An 18,199-nucleotide genomic window follows, 5' to 3' on the forward strand; every position below is an offset into this window, starting at 1 on the left:
ATTATGAAAAGACATCGGGGGATCAACGATGCGGAGTTCCTTCTCCGGCGCGTGTATTGCGCTATTGGCTTTACCGCTGCTGGCCACAGCACCTTCCCTTGCAGCAGATGCAGACCAGGATGCGGATGACGGCATCACGCTGCTGGGCGACCGCCTTCCCTTCAACACCGAGCTGATGGCTCACCTGACGGACCCGCAGGAAAACGTGGTGGGCGAAGTTCCCTTCATCCTGCGCGCCAAGCAGTCCGGCGAGATCAAGCCGCTGTCGATCACCATTGGCGGCTTCTTCAACGGCACCTATCTGTTCGAGCGCACGGACACGGCGGGGAAGTACCCGATCCTCAGCCGCTTTCCCAATGTGCATGGCTCGGGCAACACCAATACCGAGGCGGTGATCAACTCCGCCGGCGTGGCGGGGCTCATCTCGGTGGGTGACTGGGTGACAGGCTATGCGCAGGCGGAATATTCGGAAACGAATTTCCGCGGCGATCAGGAAGACGTGCAGCTGCGCGAATACTTCGTGGTGGTGGGCAATCTGGACGAGTTCCCCGTCTATGCCGCGATCGGCCGCAAGTCCGTCGATTTCGGTGAGCAGTTCGGCTACAACCCGTTCACCCACACCATCAATCAGCATTTCTTCTGGACGCTGGCCGACGAGCCGGTGATCGAGCTTGGCTATGTGGGCGATGACTGGCGCGTGTCGGGCACCGTGGCCAATGGCGAGCGGATGCTGCGCGTGGGCATGACCAACAAGCGCGATGGCGGGCTCGGCACCAATTTCGCGGTGAAGGCGGAAAAGACCTTCACCTTTGAAGAGGACCGCGCGCTGCGCGTTTCCGCCAGCTACCTGGATGACACGATCTACAACAGCAACTTCACCGCCCATACGGTGCAGGCGCTGAACCGTTTCGGCCCGCCCAACGCGCCGCGCCCGCCGCGCGTGCTGGTGACCGACAATGTGGGCCTGTGGGACGTGGCTGCGGAATACACCACCGACAGCTATGACCTGGCGGTGGAATACACCCGCTCGACAGAGCTGTGGCCGGCCACCTCCTATGACACCAATACGGGCGCGGAGCTGCCCGGTGCCCGGCACCTGTCGGCCGTGAGTGCCATGGGGCGCTACAAGACAGACCTGTTCGGCATCGCGACCGATTTCAGCGCTGTCTATTCCAAGTCGATCATCGGGCCGGACAATACCGAGTTCGACGAGCTGACCCAGCATGTGATCGGCATGGAGATGCACATCAACAAGTACATGGATATCGGCGCCGAGGTTGTGTTCAACAGCGGCTTCCAGCCTTTCGTCGGCATTCAGGATGTGTCGGATTCCGGCGTAGACAGCCAGGTGGGCATTGTCGGCCTGAAGCTGCGGCTGTAGCCGTCCCCCTGCCCCGTCGTTACGGGGTGCATGCTGACATGAAGAAGCCCCGGACCAGATTGCTGGTCCGGGGCTTTGCTTTGAAACCTGTCACATGGGTTGGGTGAGGGTTATGCCAGCGCGCAGCCTTCGATGGTGATGCGGTGCATGACGCGGCGCTGGCCCTGATAGTCGTTAAGCGCCCAGTGCCAGGTGGCCCGGTTGTCCCAGAAAGCGATGGAGCCGGGGTTCCACTGGAAGCGGTGGGTGTATTCGGGCCGGGCGCACTGGGCATAGAGATATTGCAGCAGGGGGTGGCTTTCCTCCTGCGTCCAGCCCTCGATGCGCAGGGTGAAGGCGGGGTTCACGTAAAGCGCCTTCTTGCCGGAGAGCGGATGGGTGACCACCATGGGGTGGATCACATCGGCCATCATGTCGGCCACGTCCGCATTGTTGATGCGGCCGTCGCCCTTGCTTTCATGGTCGCCCGCATCGGTGGCGGTGGCATAGGTCGTGGGCCCGGTGCCGAAGATGTGGGCGGCTGAGTGGACGGCGTTGAGACCTTCGAGGGTCTTCTTCAGGCCGTCGCTGAGGCCGTCATAGGCGCGGTACATGGAGGCGAACATGGTGTCGCCGCCGCTGTCGGGCAGTTCGCGTGCGACGAGGATTGAGCCCATGGCGGGCTCGGCATCGTAGGAATGATCCGTGTGCCAGCCGCCGCCGATATTGTCCTTCTGGTCCACGTCCTTGGCGACCAGCGCGATCTCCGGATAGTCCGGGTGGGCTGCGAAGAACTTGTTGATGTCGATCTCGCCGAAGCGGCGGGCGAGGTCAATATGATCCTGCTCGGAAATGCTCTGATCACGGAAGAAAATGAGGCCGTGCTCGGAAAAGGCTTCGTGAATGGCGTCGAACTGCGCGTTGCTGAGGCCGGCGGCGATGTCCACGCCGGTGATTTCAGCGCCGACGCCCTCCAGCGGGCGGATGTCCAGCTGGCTCATGTCTCGATACTCCCTGACGTCCCTTGCCGCCTTTTTGTTTCTGACCGCGACCGGTCGGGTGTGAATGGCGGATAGTGTTTATTGATGACACACATTAAATCACCGGACGGCGCGCCTGGCCAGCTGGAATTGGCCCGCCGAAGCGGCGGCGCCTGAGCGGCAGCCGATGATTTGGGGAGATGACGCAGGGGCATTGCGCGATTTTCGCGGCGCAGCGCGCGGGCCCGGCCGGGCAAAAAATTTCCGGCCGGGCGGTTTGCGCGAGGTCAGGCGGGCTTTACCACCAGTTCGGTGCCGCGACTTTCCACCACTTCGACACGGGCGCCGGCGGCGAGGTCACTGCCGTCAGCGCTCCGGGCCAGCCACTGGGTATCGCCCAGGCGGACCTTGCCGCGACCGCCGGTGAAGGCTTCAACGACGGTGGCCGTCTGGCCGGTGGCGCGGGCACCGCGCTTGTTGAGCTCCGGGTGCTCGCTTGCGGCATAGGTGCTCTTGAGGTAGCGCGGGCCGATCATCGCCGCGATGACGGTGAAGACCGCGAAGGCCGCAACCTGCCAGGCGGGGAAGGGATCGCCCAGCACCAGGACCAGCATGCCGGTGACCACGGCGCCCGCGGCGGGCCACAGCATGTGGGTGGTGGGCAGCACCACTTCCGCCGCGATGAGCGCGATGGCGAGCACGAACCAGCCCCAGAAGGGAATGCTGTCGATCAGTGTCACGAAGGGTTCCATCTATCGCCCTCCCCTAGCCGTTGCTCTTGGGCACGCTGGTGCCGGCCATGGACGTGCTGCCGCCAGTGCTGCCGCCGGGGCCCGACGTGCCCCCTCCAGTGCCGGGGCCGGCCATGCCCTTGAGCTCAGTGATGCCGGACAGGAGGCCGACAAGGCCCGCGGTCTCGGCCGGGATGATGACGGTCTTCTGGTGCTTGGCTTCGGCGAGCTTGCCGAAGGCTTCCACATAGCTCTGGGCTACGAAGTAGTTGACCGCCTGCACGTCGCCCTTGGCGATGGCCTCGCTCACCATTTCAGTGGCCTTGGCCTCGGCTTCGGCTTCACGCTCACGGGCCTCGGCGTCGCGGAAGGCGGCCTCGCGGCGACCCTCGGCCTCGAGGATGGCGGACTGCTTCTCACCTTCGGCGCGCAGGATGGCGGCGGACTTGTCGCCCTCGGCGGCGAGGATCTCCGCGCGCTTCTCACGCTCGGCCTTCATCTGCTTGGCCATGGCCTCGGTGATGTCGTGCGGCGGGGTGAGGTCCTTGATCTCCACGCGGGTGACCTTCACGCCCCAGGGATTGGTGGCAAGGTCGATGACGCGCAGGAGGCGCTCATTGATGGCGTCGCGATTGGAGAGGATCTCGTCGAGATCCATCGAGCCGAGCACGGTACGCACATTGGTGAGGGCAAGGTTGGAGATGGCGCGATCGAGATTGGCCACCTCATAGGCGGCGCTGGCGGCATCCATCACCTGGATGAAGGCGACGGCGTCGGCAGTTACCTGGGCATTGTCGCGGGTGATGATGTCCTGGGACGGAATGTCGATCACCTGCTCCATCATGTTCATCTTGAGGCCGACACGGTCCATCACCGGCACCAGCAGCCAGAGGCCGGGTGTCAGGGTGCGCGTGTAGCGGCCGAAACGCTCGACCGTGTATTCGAAGCCCTGGGGCACGATCTTGACGGAGTTGTAGACAAGCACGGCTGCGAGGACGAGCAGGACCAATCCGAAAAACAAAGATGCACTGAGCATGATTTCCTCCAGTCCAGACCTGTGATGGGCATCAGGGCCGGAAATATTGTGGGCGCGCGTTTGAGAAGAATCGCGCGGGCGGGAACATGCTGATCAGCATACTGCATATGGGGAGTATCAATATGACGGGCCAGCAAAATCGGGTGCGGGACAACCGATTTCGGCGGCCGGGTCATTTTCTGTCACCGGGGGTGCGTCAGGCGACCAGATTGAGTGCTTTTCCTTCAAGGAACGCATCAATATTGGCGCGGGTGGTGACCAGGATGCGCTGCATGGCCTCGCGGGTGTTGAAGGCCGAATGGGGGGTGATGACCACGTTTCGCAGGTGCAGAAGGACATGATCCGCCAGCAGGGTTTCGAGATTGTGGCGGCGCATATAGACCGAGCGGAGAAGTTCGGCCTCCTCGCGGATGGTGGGTTCCTCCGGCAGTACGTCCAGGCCGGCGCCAGCAAGCTTGCCGGTGGCGAGCGCCTTAAGGAGCGCGTTCACATCGACGAGGTTGCCGCGGGCGGTGTTGATGAGGACGGCGCCGTCTTTCATCTTGCCGAAGGCCGCGTCATCAATCATGCCGTCCGTATCCGGACCACCGGGAACGTGAAGGCTGACCACGTCAGCGCGGGCGAGGAGCTCATCTATCTCCACATAGACGAAGCCCATGCTGCCGGCAGCATCTTCGTCGGGCACGGCGTCATGAGCGATGACATGCATGCCGAACCCCTTGGCGATGCGGATGGTGCACAGGCCGATATGGCCGGTACCGACAATACCGATGGTCTTGCCCATCAGGTCGAAGCCCTGAAGACCCTGCTGGCTGAAATCACCGCGCCGGGTGCGGTCGGTCGCTTCCACCATCTTGTGGGAGACCGCCAGCAGCAGGGCGAAGACATGCTCGGCCACGGTATTTTCGCCATAGGTGGGGACGGTGGCCACCGCGATGCCGCGCTGCTTGCAAACTGAAGTGTCGATATGGTCGAAGCCGGTGGACCGTGTGGCGATGAGCTTGAGGTTGGGCATGGCCGCAAGGGCGTCCGCGTCAACGCGCGAATAGACGAAGGGGGAGATGATGTCCGCATCCGCGTATGTCGCGGCGTTCTCGGCCTTCAGGCGCTCGGGCACGAAGACAAGCTCATGGGGCCCGGCGAGCGACTGGAGCGGCTCCCACTCCCATTCCTCGGTTTCGAAGATGACGATCTTCATTCGGCGGCCGCCTGATCCTGCGAGGTTTCAAGGGCGGCCTCGGCTTCGGCGACCGCGTGCTTGGTGCGGATGAAACTGTCCGGCGTGACGGACATGGAATCAATGTCGCACTCGACCAGGAAGCGGGCGAAGCTGGGCTTGTCGCTGGGTCCCTGCCCGCACAGACCCACCTTGCGGTGATGCTTATGGGCGGTGCCGATGACGCTTTCGATCATCCGCTTCACGGCCGGGTTTTCCTCGTCGAAGAGATGGGCCAGCAGGCTTGAATCCCGGTCGACGCCAAGGGTGAGCTGGGTCAAGTCGTTGGAGCCGATGGAGAAGCCGTCAAAGCGCTCGGAGAACTCATCCGCTAGGATGACGTTGGAGGGCACTTCACACATGACATAGACATCAAGCCCGTCGTCGCCGCGCACGAGGCCATGGGCGGCCATGGTGTCGAGCGTCTGGTCCGCTTCTTCCAGCGTGCGGCAGAAGGGGATCATCACCACGACATTGGTGAAGCCCATCTGTTTGCGGACCTTCGCCAGCGCCTCGCATTCAAGGGCGAAACCGTCCTTGTAGTCATCCGCATAGTAACGGCTCGCACCGCGCCAGCCGATCATCGGGTTTTCCTCATGGGGCTCGAACTGGCGGCCGCCGATCAGCTCGGCGTATTCGTTGGTCTTGAAGTCGCTCATGCGGACGATGACGGGGTTGGGATATTGCGACGCCGCGAGGCGGGCGACGCCATAGGCCAGCGTGTCCACAAAATAGCGGGACTTGTCGGCATAGCCCTGGGTCATCTTCTCGATTTGCCTGCGGGCCTGCTTGTCCTTCACCTCGTCGAAGCGGGTGAGGGCCAGCGGATGGATCTTGATGATGTTGTTGATGATGAATTCCATGCGGGCAAGGCCGATGCCGTCTGCCGGCAGGCGCCACCAGCGCAGGGCGGCGGACGGGGTTGCCATGTTGAGCATCACCCGGGTTTTCGTCTCCGGCAGGTCCTCAAGGCTGAGGGCCTCGGCCTTAACGTCGGCGATGCCCTCATAGATGCGGCCCTCATCGCCCTCGGCGCAGGAGACGGTCACGTCAGTGCCGGTCTTCAGCACCTTGGTGGCGTCATGGGTGCCGACGATGGCGGGCAGGCCAAGCTCGCGGCTGACGATGGCGGCGTGGCTGGTGCGGCCGCCATGGTCGGTCACGATGGCGGCAGCGCGCTTCATGATGGGCACCCAGTCCGGATCAGTGATGGTGGTGACCAGCACCGCGCCATCCTCAAACTTGTCGATGTCGTGGGGTGAGGCAAGATTGATGACCTTGCCGGTGGCAGCCCCTGCACCGACGGCGAGGCCCGTGGTGAGCTGCCTGCCCTTGTTGGTGATGCTGAAGGTCTTGAGGTCGGTCGCCTCGGCGCGGGACTGGACGGTCTCGGGCCGCGCCTGGACGATGGCCAATTCGCCGGTCTTGCCGTCCTTGGCCCATTCGATGTCCATGGGGCGGCCGTAGTGCTGCTCGATGGTGACGGCCCAGCGGGCGAGCGTCAGCACCTCGTCATTGGTAAGGGTGAACCGGGCGCGTTCGTCCGCCTTGGTGCGCAGCCATTTGGTTGGCTTGGTGCCGCCCTCGGCATAGACGAGCTTTTTTTCCTTGGTGCCCAGGGTACGCTCGACGATGGGCGACAGGGTCTCATCGTCCATCAGCGGCTTGAAGACCATGTATTCGTCCGGATCAGCGATGCCCTGCACCACCGCTTCACCCAGGCCCCAGGCACCGGTGATGAGCACCACGTCCGGAAAGCCGGTCTCGGTGTCGATGGAGAACATAACGCCCGCGGCCCCGCGGTCGGACCGCACCATGCGCTGCACGCCGACGGACAGAGCCACCTGGAGATGGTCGAAGCCGTTATTGTTGCGGTAGGTGATGGCGCGGTCGGTGAACAGGGATGCGTAACACTTGCGCACATGGTCGATGAGCGCGTCGCGGCCACGGATGTTGAGATAGCTCTCCTGCTGGCCGGCGAAGCTTGCCTCCGGCAGATCTTCCGCCGTGGCGGAGGAGCGGACAGCGACATCCGGCGTGCGCTTGCCTTCGCGGGCGCCAAGGTCCCGATAGGCGTCGGCAATGAGCTTTGCGAGGGCTGCCGGCATCTTTGCCTTGAGGAAGGCCTTGCGGATGGTCTTGCCGACATCTGCCAGGTCGGAATCGCCTTTCGCGAGCGCATCCGTCTGCTCACGGATGATCGCGTCGAGGCCGTTTTCGGCGACGAAGCGGCGATAGGCATCCGCCGTGGTGGCGAAGCCGCCGGGGACGTCCACGCCCATGGCGGAGAGATTGGCGATCATCTCGCCCAGGGACGCGTTCTTACCGCCGACGCGAGGGACATCCTCCACGCGGGCATCCTCGAGCCAGAGGATCATGTCCCCTTCGGGCAGAGGGGTATCGGCTTTTTTGGCGGCGCGCTTGGGTGCGGGCATGTGCGGCTCCTGAGGCAGGCTGGCTGCGGGATGGTCTCAGGGCACCAAAGTTAGATGTCAGGGCCGTGACACGGCCAGTGGACTGGCCGTTTTTTGATCTGTCTCAAGGAGGACGTGCGGGATTATACCTTGCGGTGTTTCATCGAGATGAGCGTGGCGGGGATGACGCCCACCAGCGCCAGCACGCCGCCGATCACGAAGATCATGTGCAGCTCCAGGACATCACGCGGGATGGTGAGGAGCACGCCGAAGAGCGACAGGCCGAAGGACGAGCCGATCTGCGCCACCAGCCGGCTCATGCCCGACGCCATGCCGAACTGGGTGGGCGGCACGGCGGTGGCGATGATGGAGGCGAGGGGCGGCATGGCGATGCCGTGGCCGACGCCCTGGAGCACAAGCCCCAGCAGCAGGATCGGCACGCTGACCATATAGACCCCGAAGGCCACCAGCAGCACGCCCGCGCCCTGCAGGAGCGCGCCTGAGACCGTTCCGAAGCGCTCGCCATAGTGGGTTGCAACGACGCCGCCGAAGGGAGACGCGACGGTGAGACTGAAGGTGCGGGTGAGCATGAGGACAGAGGCGATGGTGACGCCGTAGCCGAAGAAATCCATCAGCACCAGGGGCGTGGCCATCAGCGCGCCGAGATAGGACATCTGCAGGAAGAAATTGGAGGAGACGGGCGCGTTGAAGTTCCGCTGCAGCAGCAGCGTCGGCGGCACCATGGGATCGGTGATGGTGGCTTCGTAGAGGAAGAAAATGGCGAGGCCGATAAAGCCCGCGATGCCGGTTGAAATCAGCAGCCAGTTGGGCACGCCCGGTTCGGCGAAGGCCCCGATGACAAAGAGCAGGCAGGACAGCGCGATGAGCAGGATGATGTTGCCCACGTGATCAAACCGCGCGGGCTGCTTTTCGGTTTCCGGCAGGACTTTCCACGCAAGGAAGACCGCGCCGAAGCCTGTGGCGGCCTGAAGGACGAAGACCGAGCGCCAGCCGAACAGCTCAACGAAGGGGCCGCCGAGAATGAGGCCGAGGGCGGCTGCCCCGGGCCCGCCCATGGACCACCAGCTGATGGCCTGGGTGCGGTGTTCCGGCGGATAGACATGGAACAGGATCGCCATGGCGGCCGGGCCTGTGCAGCCCGCCAGCACCATGGCGAGGATGCGGAAGGCAATGAGGGACCAGATATCCCAGGCGACGATGCAGAGACCCGCGAAAATGGTAGAGCCGAGCACGCCGTAGATATAGACGCGCCTGTGGCCGAACAGATCACCCAGCTTGCCGATGACCGGCAAGGCGGCGGCGGACACCAGCATGGGGGCCGACACCGTCCAGGCGGCGAAGGCCTCGCTCACATGCATTTCCTCGGCGATGAGGTTGAGCGCCACCGTGACGATGGTGAAGGGAAAGCCGGTGGCGATCATGCCGATCATGCCCGCCCACAGCACCTTGCGGGCCTGGGCCGGGTCAAAGGCCGGCGGGATGTGGATCGTGTCGCTCATGCGCTGACGGTGTCATCCGCCTCCTGCGCCTTGAGAGCCTCGTCCGCCGTGGCTTCCGGATGCTGGATGAAATGCGCTGTCAGTGCCGGGGCCTGCATGGGAATGAAATGGCTGAGGGACGGCAGGGACACGTCGCGGGCATTGGAGAATTCCTCGTGCAGCCGGTCCCATGTGGGCGACAAAGAGAAATCCATCACCTCTTCCTCGCCCGGCGCACGCCCCCTGGCGCGCAGGATGGTGACAGGCGCATCGATGGGCTTGAGAGTGCCGTAGAGGCAGCCATTGATGCTGCCAAGATAGACGGAGGCCTCCATGACCGGCGGGCAGGCGAGCTGATAGCCCTCCCCCTCCTCGGCCGGGCGGATGCCGTGGCGGCAATAGTCTTCCAGCGCCTCAGGCTTCCACAGGGAATAGGGGTGGCGGTCCTTGAAGCGGTCATACATTTCCTGCCAGCCGGTCCACGCATTACGGCGGCGGGCGACGGGATGGACCGCCGGGTCGCCCGGATCGGCCTTGCCGTCGGGTGAATAGCGGGCGGGGTCCATCATCACCGGGTCGATCAGCAGCAGGCGTTCGAACATGCCGGGATGGGCCAGCGCCACCTGGGAAAGACAATGGGCGCCCATGGAATGGCCGACGCCGATCGCGTTTGTGAGGCCGAGATGCGTGACGAGCTCTCCGATGTCCTTTGGCGGGATCGACCAGTCGAGCAGCAGGCCCTTCTTCTCGCTTTGGCCATGGCCGCGCATGTCCACCGCGATGATGCGGTGATGCTGCGGCAGGCGGGCCACCGTCTCGTCCCAGACGCGGGCGTGAAAGCCGGTTGCGTGGATCAGCAGGATTGGCTGGCCGTCGGGGCTACCCCACTCCCAGTAAGAGACGCAGGCATCTGTGCCCTGAAACAGGTGATGGGTCGGGTCGTGCGGCATGGAACTATACGGGGTTTGTGTGGGGAGAGCCGTCCGGGCCGGTGCGCGGGGCTTCTCCGGACGGGAGGAGCAATGGCGCGGCCGGGACCCGGCCAAAGAGAGGGCCGCCAACTGGATGACGGCCCGTCACCTTGATTACCACGTTCGTGGAAGCCGCGGATAGGGCCCCGGGGCGTGAAATGAAAAGGGCGGTGCCGCGCTGGCACCGCCCTTCCCGTTCCGGTCAATGGCCTTGCGGCTGATCGCTGGCTTATTCGTAGACGAAAGCCTCGTCGTCCAGATCGATCAGCGGGAATTCCTTCTGCTCCGCCCAGTAGTCCTGGGTGTGCTGCCAGTCGCGCTTGGTGCCGCGCTTGGGCAGCAGGTGCATGTTGCGCATGATGTAGCCGGGGTTGAAGTCTTCCGGGTCGATCCAGTCGAGGATCGGCATGTCCTTGTCTTCCTCGCGCAGGGCGACAGACACTTTCTTTGCGCCCTTCTGCTGCATGTGTTTGAGCAGGCGGCAGATGAAGTCGCCCACCATGTCCACGCGCAGGGTCCAGCTGGCGCGGAAGTAGCCGAAGATCCACGCCATGTTGGGCACGCTGGTGAACATCATGCCGCGATAGGTGACCGTGTCGTGGAAATCGACCGGCTTGCCGTTCACGGAGAAGGCGATGTCGCCCATGGAGCAGAGATTGAACCCCGTGGCGGTGATGATGAGGTCGGCTTCCAGTTCCTCGCCGGACTTGGTGAGGATGCCCTTTTCGGTGAAGCGGTCGATCTCGTCGGTGACCATGGACGCCTTACCGGACTTGATGCCGGCGAAGAGATCGCCGTCCGGCACGAAGGCGACGCGCTGGCGCCAGGGGCGGTATTTCGGGGTGAAGTGCTTGTCGACGTCATAGCCTTCCGGCAGCAGTTCCTTGACGTTGCCGATCAGTTCCTTGGCCACCACGTCCGGTTCCTCGGCGGAGCGGCGGGTCAGTTCGCCCTGCATGAAGAGCACCGAGCGGCGGGTGATCTCGTGGATCCAGCTCTCATCGATCTCCAGCATACGGAGGAAGTCAGCCACTTCGTTTTCATTGCGGCCGGGCACGAAATAGGTGGGCGAGCGCTGCAGCACGGTGATGTGCTCGCAGTCAGGCGCCATGGCCGGGACAATGGTGGCGGTGGTGGCGCCGGAGCCGATGACAATCACCTTCTTGCCCTTGTAGTCGTAGTCTTCCGGCCAGGTCTGCGGGTGGATGATATCGCCCTTGAACTTGTCCATGTCCGGCCATTCGGGCGTGTAGCCTTCCGAGTGGCGGTAATAGCCCTGGCACATCCACAGGAAGCCGCAGGTGAAGACGAGGTCTTCGTTGGTGTCGGTGCGGGTGGCGTGGATGGTCCACAGCTTGGTCTCATCGGACCATTCCGCTGACAGGATGCGGTGCTTGTAGCGGATGTGGCGGGCGAGATCGTTCTCCTCGATCACTTCGCCCATATAGGTGCGAATCTCTTCCGCCGTGGCGATGGGCTTGCCGGTCCACGGCTTGAAACGGTAGCCGAAGGTATAAAGGTCGCTGTCCGACCGGATGCCGGGATAGCGGTGCATCCACCAGGTGCCGCCGAAATCCTCCATGGCATCGAGCACGACAAAGCTGGTGCCGGGCATCTGGTCCTGCAGGTGATACGCCGCCCCGACGCCGGAAATGCCAGCGCCGACGATCAGCACGTCGAAATGTTCAGCGGCGCCGGATGTGGCTGTGGTTTTGTCCAGTGTGGCTGTATCGGGCATGATCTGTTCCCTCTTCTGGATATGGTTTTTACCTATGCGGACGCTGCGGCTTTTTGGGGTGCCGGGCGCCGTTCTGACGCTCACCCTGACTGATAATGACAAATTGTCAAATGACCTGAATCAAGCATGGCTGCCTTGTTTCCGGCGGCTTGTCGGGGATGCGCGGGGCTGGTAGGCGTTTGCCCCATGGACACGCTGACACTCCGCCGCCCCGACGACTGGCATGTGCATCTGCGCGACGGCGCAATGCTTGAATTTGCCGCTGATTTCACCGCCCGGCAGTTCGCCCGCGCCATTGTGATGCCCAACCTGTCGCCGCCGGTGACGACGGTTGCCGCCGCCCGGGCCTATCGGGACCGCATCCGTGCCGCGGTGCGGCCGCACCATGGCTTCACGCCGCTGATGACCGCCTATCTCACGGACGATATTTCGCCGGACGAGATTGCGGCGGGCTTCGAGGCAGGTGTGTTCACAGCCTGCAAGCTGTACCCGGCGAATGCGACCACCAACTCAGCCGCCGGCGTGACAGATGTGTTCAAGCTCGCCCATGTGTTCGAGCGCATGCAGGCGATCGGCATGCCGCTTTTGATCCACGGGGAAGTCGTGTCGCCGGACATCGACATCTTCGACCGGGAGAAGGTGTTCCTCGAAACGACGCTCGGCCCTGTAATGAAGGACTTCCCGGAGCTGCGGATCGTGCTGGAGCACATCACCACCGAGGACTCCGTCCAGTTCGTGGAAGCGGGCAGCGAGAATATCGCCGCGACGATTACGGCGCATCATTTGCGTATCGACCGCAATGCCATGTTCGACGGCGGGATGCGGCCGCATGCCTATTGCCTGCCGGTGGCCAAGCGACGGCTGCATCGGGAAGCGCTGCGCAAGGCGGCGGTGTCGGGCAATCCGAAATTCTTCCTCGGCACCGATACGGCGCCGCACCAGAAACACGACAAGGAAAGCTCGTGCGGGTGTGCGGGCATTTTCAGCGCGCCGGTGGCGATTGAAAGCTATGCGCAGACCTTCGAGGAGATGGGCGCGCTCGACAGGCTTGAAGGCTTCGCGTCGGAATTCGGCCCGCGCTTTTACAAGCTGCCGCTGAATGAAGGCATGATCACCCTTGAGCGGACGGGGCACGCGGTGCCTGACGTGATGGAAGACGCGGATATCCGCATCGTGCCGTTTCATGCAGGCGAGACGCTGACCTGGCGGCTGATGGACTAGTCCTTACTGGCGGCGGACTAATCCCGCGCCGGGAGACACACCTATTGGCCTTGATAGTTCCGGGACGCGGTCTGTTGGCAGACAATGCGTGACGAACCTGATCGTTTGTCATTTGCAGGCCCGAGCACCATGAACCCTTTCAGGCAAGCGGAAGCCAAAGCCTTTCTGTCACAGGCCGTGCTGTGGACGCGCCGGCAGCCGCCGGGCCTGCTGAGTGCTGCGGAGGTGTGGAACCTGACGCTGCTATGCCACTGCAATCTGGCGCGTTATCAGGACCTCGCCGAGATCCGCGGCATTTCCGAAAACACAATCCGCCGGCAGATGCGGTCCGCGCGTCTGAAGCTGGACGCGCGGACCAATCTGTTCGCCGTGGCCGAGGCGCTGCGGCGCGACCTCATTCCGCGGTTCAGCCGCTGGAAGCCGGGAGAGCGGCAGGCGGAGATCATCCTGTTCCCCGCCGCCTGATCTCAGGCGTGCCAGCGCGGCAAAGGGGTGCCGTTCTTCGCTTCGGCATCCTGCCGCGCCGTATCAATGGTGTGACGCAGCATCTCGGCTGTGGTTGCCATGTCGAACTCCTCCGAAATGCGGATGAACAGGGCAAGCACGTCGCGCATCTGCTCGGCGGCTTCGGTGGCTGATTTGGGCCACACATTGTCCGGGTCTTCGTCGAAGTCGAAGGATTGGGGGAGGTCAGGCGACGGCATCGCGCTTCTCCTTTCCGGTAGCGGCTGCAATGGCGGGGCGGCGTGTGTCGGCGGGTGCCTGATCGGGCAGCGGCACGAAGACCTGGCCGTCGATGCGGTTGAGGTCGCGCAGGCTGGCGGCCAGGCTTTCGGACACCGGGAAATAGCCCGCGATGAAACGCCCGTCCGGGAAGGACATGGTGGGGCCGTAATAGGTGACGTCGAGGCCTGCGCCTTCCAGCGACTTCTCCGCGACGCGCTGATAGGTGACGAAGCTCAGCCGCTCGATGCCATGGCTGACCGCCCATTCGACATTGGCGATCAGCAGCATGGCGAACCAGCGGCGGTAATCAGCGACCGGCAGGGAGACATCAACGCCGGTGCGCGAGCCTTCCGCGTCACGCGCCGAGCGCGGCAGGGGCACGGCCTGGGCAAGCTCCGGCCACAGGCTGGCCAGCATGTAGGGGCGGTCGCAGGTGATCATGCGGCTCTGGGCACGCACCTGGCCGGTATCGTCGATGCCGACCAGGTAACGGGCGGCAAGTGTGTCGAATTCGTCGAACTCCATGTTGTCGAGCTCGGGCAGGGTCCACTTCGCGCCCTGCCGGTACAGCGCATGACGCAGCCGGTGCATGGAGGCGTGGATCTGTTCGTGGGGATAGGGGGCGGCGCAGGGACGCGCCAAGGCAAACTCGTAAATCATAGTCAGGCTCCGCAGTTGGAGCCTGACTATGGTCAACAGGGGCGCATCAGGGAGCTACCAGAACCGGTAGTTTCCCTCGGCAATTCCCGTCTTGTGGGCGACAGAGGCCACTTCGACGCGGCTGGTGAGCTGCAATTTGCGGAAGATGTTCTTCTTGTGGAAGTGCACGCCGCTTTCGCTGATGCCGAGGATGCAGCTGATGGTCCAGTCATCCTTGCCGGCAGCAATCCAGCGCATGACCTCGCGCTCGCGCTTGGTGAGCTTGAAGGCTTTCAATGTATCGCGTGACCAGTTGCGCACGCGCAGGACATGCATGGCGCTGGTCATGGCGTAGACCGCCATCACGTGTTCATCCGTGTCCGGCTTGTTTTCGCAGGCGACCGAGACGGCGCCTTCATAGCCGCCGCCGGTGATCAGCGGGGCGCTGATGCCGTAGCGCATGCCCGCGTCTCCCGCCTCCCCCATGAAGCGTTTCTGGGCGCGGGTTTCGACCGGGCAATCGGACCAGATGAAGGGGAGGTTGTGCACCGTCGAGTGTGCAACCACAGGATCATGGCTGTGCAGGCCGCCATAATAGGCTTCCAGCCAGTCATCATCGTAGCTCGAGCTTTCCACCAGGTGTTCGTTCACCCGGTCCGCATCGCGGGCGCGGACGCCGTACATATGCTTGTCGAAGCCCAGTTCTTCGATCGACCTGGCCCATGTCGCGATCTCACCGCCGGTCTCGGCGGCGGCGCTCAGGTCGTCAAGGTAGTCTGCAAACATGAACAGTCCTTAACCTTGTTGCCGGTGCCAAAGGGTCCGATGAGACAGCGTTCAAGTCAATAACCGCATGAGGTCAAAGGAATTAGGGATGGCGGACGATCTGCACAGAAGTCCGGTGCCTGAGCGATGGGGACGATCGGCAAACTTTCCTAGATAGGCGGGGTCGAACCGAACCACCTGTCCTGACAATCTGGAGGTTTTCCATGGAACAGGCATATCTCTATCTCGTCCTCAGCGGTGCACTGACCATCCTGCTCTGGACCCCGTACATCCTGGCCCGCGTCTTCGTCTGGGGCCTGCCGACCTTTCTGCACAATTACCCGGAGAACTACCCGGCGCAGGAACCCGAGCCGCCGCTGTGGGCGCAGCGTGCCCAGCGGGCGCATCTGAACATGGTCGAGACCATGCCCGCCTTCATCGCCGTCGTGGTGGGTGCCGGCTTCATTGCCGATGCGTCCGCTTACGCCACCATCGGCGCGCTGGCGCAGGTGTTCTTCTTCGCACGCATTGCTCACGCGGTCGTGTACACGCTTGCTATTCCGGGTCTGCGTACGCCGGTTTATCTCGTGTCGTGGGCAGCCGTGCTGGGGATCGCCGCGCAGGCCATCTGACACCGATGCCGTTCACGGATTGCCGGGAGGCGCGGCTGCTGGCCTGCCTCCCGGCGGTCTTCACGATACTTAAGACTTATTCGCGCACCATCCGCATGCGCGGGGGCGCCCATTACTCATCCGGGCGCGGACAGGTGATACATGGATAATCTCAGCGAAATTCTCTCCGTCACCAAGGTGAAGAGCAGCCTGTATTTTCGCACGGCCTTTACCGCGCCCTGGGGTGTGACGGTGCCGTCGTTCAACCATGTGGCGCGGTTTCACTATGTCTCCAAGGGCCAGTGCTGGGTGCGCGTGGACGGGGAAAGTGATCCGCAATGCCTGGAACAGGGCGACCTTGTGGTGGTGCCGCTCGGCCGCGCGCACACCCTTTCCGACACGCCGGACCGCAAGCCCACCGCGCTGGACCGGCTGGTGGAGGAAGCGAAATATGAAGGCGACGGCTGCCTTGTCTATGGCGGGCCGGAAACGCAGGCGCCGACGGCGCTGATCTGCGGACACTTTGAATATGCCGACGAAATCCTCAATCCGCTGCTTCGGCAGCTGCCGCCGGCGATCGTCCTGCGGCGCACCCTGATCGGCGATGTGGAATGGCTGGATGAGGGGCTGCTGTTCCTCTCCAAGGAAATCGACGGCGACCGGCCGGGGCGTGACGCGCTGGTGCAGCGGATTTCGGAAATCCTGCTGATCCAGGTGCTGCGGCAATATCTTGAACATGCGCCTGAAGGCTCGACGCCGGTGAGCGCGCTCAGGGATCCGCGCCTGGCACGGGCGCTGGAAGTGATGCATCACCGGCCGGAGGACCGCTGGACGGTGGCGTCGCTGGCAGCCGAGGCCGGCATGTCGCGCACGGCCTTTGCCGGTCGGTTCCAGCAATTGATGGGGCTTGCGCCGCTTGAATATCTGACCGACTGGCGCCTGCGGAAGGCAACCAAATTGCTGCGCGAGACGGGGTCGCCCGTGCGGGTGATCGCCTATCAGTGCGGCTATGAATCAGAAGCGGCCTTTGCGCGCGCCTTCAAGAAGCGCTTCGGCGTGTCGCCTGGCGAATACCGCCGCACCCACCTGCCCGCCCAGCAGCACTAGCCGGCGGGGGCAGTCCGCCCTTCCCGTCAGGTGCCGATCACCCATTTGATCAGCAGGCCGACGATCGAGATGGTGGCGACGCCTGCCATCCACAGCAGGACGAACCATCCGATTTCACGCCAGCCGGTGCGCTCGACGGGTCTGCCGGGTGGGGTTTCCCTGCGGGCAGGCATCAGTGATAGCCCGCCTCGGGGTCGATCTTGCCGCGGAACACCCAATAGGAATAGGCCGTGTAGCCCAGGATGAGCGGCAGCAGGATAACCGCGCCGACCAGCATGAAGGCGAGGCTCGCATCCGGCGCGGCGGCCTCGTGAATGGTGATGGCGCGCGGCACGATATAGGGCGCGAGCCCGATACCAAGGCCCGCGAAACACAGGCCGAACAGGCTGATGGCCGCCGGGAACGGCACCCGGTCGCGGCGGGTGAGCAGGCCCCAGGCCAGAAGCCCGGCTGCCATGGCCGTGAGTGTGGGCACCGGCAGCACCAGCATGACCTGCGGGAAGGAGAACCAGCGCGCGGCGATCTCCGGCGACAGGAAGGGCGTCCACAGGCTCACCACGGCGACAAAGACGAGGGTGGCGAGACCGGCGGTGCGGGCAAAGCCATAGGCCTTGTCGCGCAGGGGACCATCCGTCTTGAGGATCAGCCATGTGGCGCCGAGCAGCACGTAGCCCGCGCACAGGGCAACGCCGCAGGTGAGCGTGAAGGGGGTGAGCCAATCCCACCAGCCGCCAGCATAGGCACGGCCCTCGACCTCGATGCCCTGCACGAAGGTGCCGAGCACGATGCCCTGCATGAAGGTGGCAAGCAGGGACCCCGTGTGGAAGGAAAGGTCCCAGTATTTCTCGTGGCCGGGATCACGCCAGCGGAACTCGAAGGCGACGCCGCGGAAGACAAGCGCCAGGATCATGACGATGAAGGGCGCATAAAGCGCAGGCATGACCACCGCATAGGCCAGGGGGAAGGCTGCGAACAGTCCGCCGCCGCCGAGCACCAGCCATGTCTCGTTGCCGTCCCAGACGGGGGCGACGGTGTTCATGGCGAGGCTGCGTTCATCGCCCCTGGCGAGAAAGGGAAACAGGAGGCCGATGCCGAGGTCGAAGCCATCGAGGATGATGTAGATGAAGATGGCGAGTGCCAGAAGGCCGGCCCAGATGAGTGGCAAGTCGAGCATGTGCTGGCTCC

At 63.7% G+C, this 18,199-nt stretch carries 18 protein-coding genes; 5 read left to right on the forward strand and 13 right to left on the reverse strand.

The window, feature by feature from the left end:
* Window positions 1–28: 28 nt before the first annotated feature.
* Window positions 29–1,381 carry a hypothetical protein gene (locus HG718_RS10765; protein ID WP_160588438.1) on the forward strand — a complete coding sequence of 451 codons (1,353 nt, stop codon included), beginning with the start codon at window positions 29–31 and terminating at the stop codon, window positions 1,379–1,381.
* 110 nt (window positions 1,382–1,491) lie between these two features.
* Here HG718_RS10765 and HG718_RS10770 read toward each other — a convergent pair whose 3' ends face one another.
* From HG718_RS10770 to HG718_RS10805, 8 genes are all read right to left on the reverse strand, one after another.
* On the reverse strand, window positions 1,492–2,361 hold the full coding sequence (locus tag HG718_RS10770; RefSeq protein ID WP_160588439.1) for a TauD/TfdA dioxygenase family protein: 870 nt from the start codon (window positions 2,359–2,361) through the stop codon (window positions 1,492–1,494).
* 266 nt (window positions 2,362–2,627) lie between these two features.
* Window positions 2,628–3,092, reverse strand: coding sequence for an NfeD family protein (locus tag HG718_RS10775; protein WP_160588440.1), 465 nt, complete (start codon window positions 3,090–3,092; stop codon window positions 2,628–2,630).
* 13 nt (window positions 3,093–3,105) lie between these two features.
* On the reverse strand, window positions 3,106–4,107 hold the full coding sequence (locus HG718_RS10780) for an SPFH domain-containing protein (protein WP_160588441.1): 1,002 nt from the start codon (window positions 4,105–4,107) through the stop codon (window positions 3,106–3,108).
* 196 nt (window positions 4,108–4,303) lie between these two features.
* The gene (locus HG718_RS10785; RefSeq protein WP_160588442.1) at window positions 4,304–5,305 is read right to left on the reverse strand and encodes a hydroxyacid dehydrogenase; all 1,002 of its coding nucleotides are present in this window, start codon (window positions 5,303–5,305) and stop codon (window positions 4,304–4,306) included.
* A complete protein-coding gene (gene ppsA, locus HG718_RS10790) occupies window positions 5,302–7,758 on the reverse strand; it encodes a phosphoenolpyruvate synthase (protein ID WP_205345698.1) in 2,457 nt (818 codons plus the stop codon). Before ppsA ends, HG718_RS10785 begins: the two co-directional genes overlap by 4 nt.
* Before the next feature lie 122 nt (window positions 7,759–7,880).
* The gene (locus HG718_RS10795) at window positions 7,881–9,257 is read right to left on the reverse strand and encodes an MFS transporter (protein ID WP_160588443.1); all 1,377 of its coding nucleotides are present in this window, start codon (window positions 9,255–9,257) and stop codon (window positions 7,881–7,883) included.
* Complete coding sequence (locus tag HG718_RS10800) at window positions 9,254–10,186, reverse strand: alpha/beta fold hydrolase (RefSeq protein ID WP_160588444.1); 933 nt, start codon at window positions 10,184–10,186, stop codon at window positions 9,254–9,256. The genes HG718_RS10795 and HG718_RS10800 overlap by 4 nt, the downstream gene beginning before the upstream one ends.
* Window positions 10,187–10,436: 250 nt before the next feature.
* Window positions 10,437–11,945: a flavin-containing monooxygenase gene (locus HG718_RS10805; RefSeq protein WP_160588445.1), complete on the reverse strand. Its 1,509-nt coding sequence runs from the start codon at window positions 11,943–11,945 to the stop codon at window positions 10,437–10,439.
* 186 nt (window positions 11,946–12,131) lie between these two features.
* Here HG718_RS10805 and pyrC point away from each other — a divergent pair, with 186 nt between their 5' ends.
* Window positions 12,132–13,166, forward strand: a complete 1,035-nt coding sequence (gene pyrC, locus HG718_RS10810) for a dihydroorotase (protein ID WP_160588446.1) — start codon at window positions 12,132–12,134, stop codon at window positions 13,164–13,166.
* Window positions 13,167–13,295: 129 nt separating this feature from the next.
* On the forward strand, window positions 13,296–13,631 hold the full coding sequence (locus HG718_RS10815) for a helix-turn-helix domain-containing protein (RefSeq protein ID WP_027839256.1): 336 nt from the start codon (window positions 13,296–13,298) through the stop codon (window positions 13,629–13,631).
* A 2-nt stretch (window positions 13,632–13,633) separates the two neighbouring features.
* Here HG718_RS10815 and HG718_RS10820 read toward each other — a convergent pair whose 3' ends face one another.
* The 3 genes from HG718_RS10820 to HG718_RS10830 are packed head-to-tail and all read right to left on the reverse strand — an operon-like array spanning window position 13,634 to window position 15,317.
* The gene (locus HG718_RS10820) at window positions 13,634–13,870 is read right to left on the reverse strand and encodes a hypothetical protein (RefSeq protein WP_027839257.1); all 237 of its coding nucleotides are present in this window, start codon (window positions 13,868–13,870) and stop codon (window positions 13,634–13,636) included.
* Window positions 13,857–14,552 carry an acyl-homoserine-lactone synthase gene (locus tag HG718_RS10825; protein WP_027839258.1) on the reverse strand — a complete coding sequence of 232 codons (696 nt, stop codon included), beginning with the start codon at window positions 14,550–14,552 and terminating at the stop codon, window positions 13,857–13,859. Before HG718_RS10825 ends, HG718_RS10820 begins: the two co-directional genes overlap by 14 nt.
* A gap of 54 nt (window positions 14,553–14,606) precedes the next feature.
* Window positions 14,607–15,317 (reverse strand): helix-turn-helix transcriptional regulator, encoded by a 711-nt coding sequence (locus HG718_RS10830; RefSeq protein ID WP_027839259.1) that lies wholly within the window; start codon window positions 15,315–15,317, stop codon window positions 14,607–14,609.
* 203 nt (window positions 15,318–15,520) lie between these two features.
* Between HG718_RS10830 and HG718_RS10835 the strand changes: the two genes are divergently transcribed.
* On the forward strand, window positions 15,521–15,928 hold the full coding sequence (locus HG718_RS10835; RefSeq protein ID WP_027839260.1) for an MAPEG family protein: 408 nt from the start codon (window positions 15,521–15,523) through the stop codon (window positions 15,926–15,928).
* Between the two features lie 141 nt (window positions 15,929–16,069).
* A complete protein-coding gene (locus tag HG718_RS10840) occupies window positions 16,070–17,014 on the forward strand; it encodes an AraC family transcriptional regulator (RefSeq protein ID WP_160588447.1) in 945 nt (314 codons plus the stop codon).
* Between the two features lie 26 nt (window positions 17,015–17,040).
* Here HG718_RS10840 and HG718_RS10845 read toward each other — a convergent pair whose 3' ends face one another.
* Window positions 17,041–17,187: a DUF2474 domain-containing protein gene (locus HG718_RS10845; protein ID WP_160588448.1), complete on the reverse strand. Its 147-nt coding sequence runs from the start codon at window positions 17,185–17,187 to the stop codon at window positions 17,041–17,043.
* Entirely contained in the window at window positions 17,187–18,188 is a 1,002-nt protein-coding gene (gene cydB, locus HG718_RS10850) for a cytochrome d ubiquinol oxidase subunit II (protein ID WP_160588449.1), read from the reverse strand. Before cydB ends, HG718_RS10845 begins: the two co-directional genes overlap by 1 nt.
* Between the last annotated feature and the right edge of the window lie 11 nt (window positions 18,189–18,199).

This window comes from Pyruvatibacter mobilis, from assembly GCF_012848855.1.
In the GTDB taxonomy this organism is placed as follows: Bacteria; Pseudomonadota; Alphaproteobacteria; order CGMCC-115125; family CGMCC-115125; genus Pyruvatibacter; species Pyruvatibacter mobilis.

Coding starts and splice junctions, on each gene's coding strand:
- HG718_RS10765 (WP_160588438.1), top strand. CDS start 29: ATGCGGAGTTCCTTCTCCGGCGCGTGTATTGCGCTATTGGCTTTACCG.
- HG718_RS10770 (WP_160588439.1), bottom strand. CDS start 2,361: ATGAGCCAGCTGGACATCCGCCCGCTGGAGGGCGTCGGCGCTGAAATC.
- HG718_RS10775 (WP_160588440.1), bottom strand. CDS start 3,092: ATGGAACCCTTCGTGACACTGATCGACAGCATTCCCTTCTGGGGCTGG.
- HG718_RS10780 (WP_160588441.1), bottom strand. CDS start 4,107: ATGCTCAGTGCATCTTTGTTTTTCGGATTGGTCCTGCTCGTCCTCGCA.
- HG718_RS10785 (WP_160588442.1), bottom strand. CDS start 5,305: ATGAAGATCGTCATCTTCGAAACCGAGGAATGGGAGTGGGAGCCGCTC.
- ppsA (WP_205345698.1), bottom strand. CDS start 7,758: ATGCCCGCACCCAAGCGCGCCGCCAAAAAAGCCGATACCCCTCTGCCC.
- HG718_RS10795 (WP_160588443.1), bottom strand. CDS start 9,257: ATGAGCGACACGATCCACATCCCGCCGGCCTTTGACCCGGCCCAGGCC.
- HG718_RS10800 (WP_160588444.1), bottom strand. CDS start 10,186: ATGCCGCACGACCCGACCCATCACCTGTTTCAGGGCACAGATGCCTGC.
- HG718_RS10805 (WP_160588445.1), bottom strand. CDS start 11,945: ATGCCCGATACAGCCACACTGGACAAAACCACAGCCACATCCGGCGCC.
- pyrC (WP_160588446.1), top strand. CDS start 12,132: ATGGACACGCTGACACTCCGCCGCCCCGACGACTGGCATGTGCATCTG.
- HG718_RS10815 (WP_027839256.1), top strand. CDS start 13,296: ATGAACCCTTTCAGGCAAGCGGAAGCCAAAGCCTTTCTGTCACAGGCC.
- HG718_RS10820 (WP_027839257.1), bottom strand. CDS start 13,870: ATGCCGTCGCCTGACCTCCCCCAATCCTTCGACTTCGACGAAGACCCG.
- HG718_RS10825 (WP_027839258.1), bottom strand. CDS start 14,552: ATGATTTACGAGTTTGCCTTGGCGCGTCCCTGCGCCGCCCCCTATCCC.
- HG718_RS10830 (WP_027839259.1), bottom strand. CDS start 15,317: ATGTTTGCAGACTACCTTGACGACCTGAGCGCCGCCGCCGAGACCGGC.
- HG718_RS10835 (WP_027839260.1), top strand. CDS start 15,521: ATGGAACAGGCATATCTCTATCTCGTCCTCAGCGGTGCACTGACCATC.
- HG718_RS10840 (WP_160588447.1), top strand. CDS start 16,070: ATGGATAATCTCAGCGAAATTCTCTCCGTCACCAAGGTGAAGAGCAGC.
- HG718_RS10845 (WP_160588448.1), bottom strand. CDS start 17,187: ATGCCTGCCCGCAGGGAAACCCCACCCGGCAGACCCGTCGAGCGCACC.
- cydB (WP_160588449.1), bottom strand. CDS start 18,188: ATGCTCGACTTGCCACTCATCTGGGCCGGCCTTCTGGCACTCGCCATC.